The sequence below is a fragment of the Nitrospira sp. BLG_2 genome (assembly GCF_049222245.1).
On record NZ_JBLYIG010000251.1, the window covers coordinates 1 to 2,763 of the forward strand.

A 2,763-nucleotide genomic window follows, 5' to 3' on the forward strand; every position below is an offset into this window, starting at 1 on the left:
ATGTGATCGGGATCTCAATTGTGCTGCAGCAGCAGATGTTCTCCTCCATGACTTTCTGTGCTCTCATCAAACAACACTTTCCCCATATCCATATTACGATCGGCGGCAACACGGTGACCCGCTTACGCGACGTGCTGCCTGAGTCGCCCCTCTTTCAGTATTTCGACAGTGCCGTGGTCTATGAAGGGGAGACGGCATTCACGCAATTGGTCGAGGCGGTCGGCGCCAAGCGGAGTTTGGCCAATGTGCCGAATGCGATCTATAAAGACGAGACGGGTATTCATGTTTCTCCGTTGAGTTATGCGGAGGACATGGCTGCGCTGCCGCCGCCGGACTTCGACGGATTGCCGCTTGAGAAGTATTTCGTTCCAACCCGTGTCTTGCCCTATCTGGCGACGCGTGGGTGTTATTGGGGACGTTGCGAGTTCTGCGACCATGGCGAGGGCTATACCGCCGGCTATCGGTCGAAAAAGATTCAGGACATCCTCGCCGACATCACCTATCTGCGCGACAAGTACGGCGCCAAACATTTTCACTTTACCGACGAGTCCTATCCGCCGGCGCTGTTCCGCAAGCTCTCTCGAGGATTGGTCGAGAGCCACATGGATATCTTCTGGACGACGCATATGCGGTTCGAGAAGAGTCTATTGGAAGACGCCGTCTGGCGGGATGCGAAGGAGTCGGGTTGCCGCTATCTCCACTTCGGCTACGAGTCGGGCGTCGAGCGGGTGTTGCAGTTGATGGATAAGGCGACGACGGCGGAAGTCATGACGAAGCACCTCAAGCTCACGGCGGAGGCGGGTATCTGGAACCACTGTATGGGCTTCTTCGGTTTTCCCGGCGAGACGAAGGAAGAGGCGTGGCAGTCGGTGCAGTTCCTCGAGCAGAACAAGAACCATGTCCATTCGCTGGGATTCGGTACGTTCGATCTGGGACGGCACAATCCGGTGGCGAAACATCCGGAGAAGTGGGGTGTGACGGCATACAAGAATCCGGATTGGGATCTGGCGCTGGACTATTACTATACGGTCAAGAACGGCATGAGCATCGAAGAGGCGGAGCGGGTGTTCGAGCAGTTCGAACGGAATCACAATCCCGGCTGGGATTTGCGCCTCTATATTCGTGAATATATCTTCCTGTATATCTCAAAGTTTGGTTTAGGGAAGCTGCCGGATCTACAGTATCAAGCAATCAAAACGGCAGGAGTGGTGCCGACGCTCGCGGGAAAGATGTGACGAATGAGTGATCTGGTTCAAATAGACGGCCTCATTCCTTTGGCCAAAGCCGACCGGAAGACATCCAAGGTCATGCTCATCTTTCCGCCAGAGTGGGTGCCGACGGCGCCATATCTCGCCTTGCCGTCGCTCACAGCCGTTCTGCGCGAGGCCGGTCACACGGTCATCCAGCGCGATATCAACATCGGCATGTGGGATCACTTCTTCAGCCTGGAGTTTTTGATCTGGGTGAAGGCTCGCTTGGGCATGCAACTGAAGGCCTTGCAAGAGAAGGAGAAGGGTGGAGTCCTGACAGAGCGAGACGTGAATCAAATGGCGGTCGTGGAACAGGCCTCCGGCGTCGATGTCTTCGATCTGGCGGATCGGGCCGAGGATGCCAAGTTGATCGTGCGTGGCGAACGTTTTTATGAAGCGGAGATGCTGGAAGGCGCGCTCAACACCTTCCGCGAGACGATGGCCTATATCTCCGCCGCCTACTATCCTGCTTCCCTTGTGTTCTATCCGATGGAAAGCAATCTCGGGTATCGCCCCGGTGTTTCCAAAGAAGTGTTTGCTTGCTTGGAAGATGAGCAGGTGAATGTCTATCGGGATCTCTGCAATCAGCTGGTCATGCCGGATGTGGCGAAAGAGCAGCCGGACGTGGTCGGAATTTCCATTGGGACGCAGATGCAGCTGTTGGCCGGGTTGACATTCGGCAAGATGATCAAGGAGACGTTCCCACAGGTCCATGTGGTGGTCGGTGGCAACGTCATCACCCGGTTACATGAAGATCTCGTCAATCACGAAAGATTTTTTACAGACGTGTTTGATTCGGCAATCCTCTATGAAGGGGAACATGCGCTGTTGTGGCTTATCGAAGCGTTGAACGGTCAGCGGCCTCTTGCCTCCGTCCCCAACTTGATCTATCACGATGAGTCGGGCCTCCAGCGGAATCCGGAAATCTACACTGAGAAGACAACCGCGCTGCCGTTGCCTGATTTTGACGGGATGCCGCTCGATCGGTACTTCGTTCCCGAACTCATCATTCCTTACTTGGCGACGCGCGGCTGCTACTGGGGGCGCTGTACGTTTTGCGATCATGGTCAAGGCTACTTCGATCAGTACCGGGGGATGCCGGCTCAGCTGGTGATCGACCAGATCAAGGTTCTACGGGACAAGTACCACTGCCGGCACTTTCTCTTCTCCGATGAATCCTATCCGCCGGCGCTGTTCAAGAAAGTGTCGCAGCTGCTGATCGATCAAGACGTCGGGATCAGATGGACGACGCTCATTCGGTTTGAAGAGACGCTGCAAGATCAGGCGACGTGGGATCTGGCGGCCAAGGCCGGCTGCTGCACGCTCTATTACGGGATGGAATCGGCGAACGAGCGGGTCTTGAATCTCATGGACAAGCATGCCACGAAGCGAGTGATCCAGCGCAATCTCCAGATGGCGGCGAAGGCGGGGATCTGGAACCATGTGATGGCGTTTTACGGGTTTCCGGGCGAAACGTTTGATGAAGCGCTGGAAACTCGACAGTTTGTTCTTG

2 protein-coding genes are annotated in these 2,763 nt (G+C 55.5%); both read left to right on the forward strand.

Features of this window, described 5'->3' with window-relative positions:
- Positions 1-1,235, forward strand: a 1,235-nt coding sequence (locus tag ACOSYY_RS06890; protein ID WP_421661529.1) for a B12-binding domain-containing radical SAM protein, incomplete at its 5' end; no start/stop codon positions are given.
- A 3-nt stretch (positions 1,236-1,238) separates the two neighbouring features.
- Positions 1,239-2,763 (forward strand): B12-binding domain-containing radical SAM protein (locus tag ACOSYY_RS06895; protein ID WP_421661530.1); only part of this gene is annotated, 1,525 nt, incomplete at its 3' end.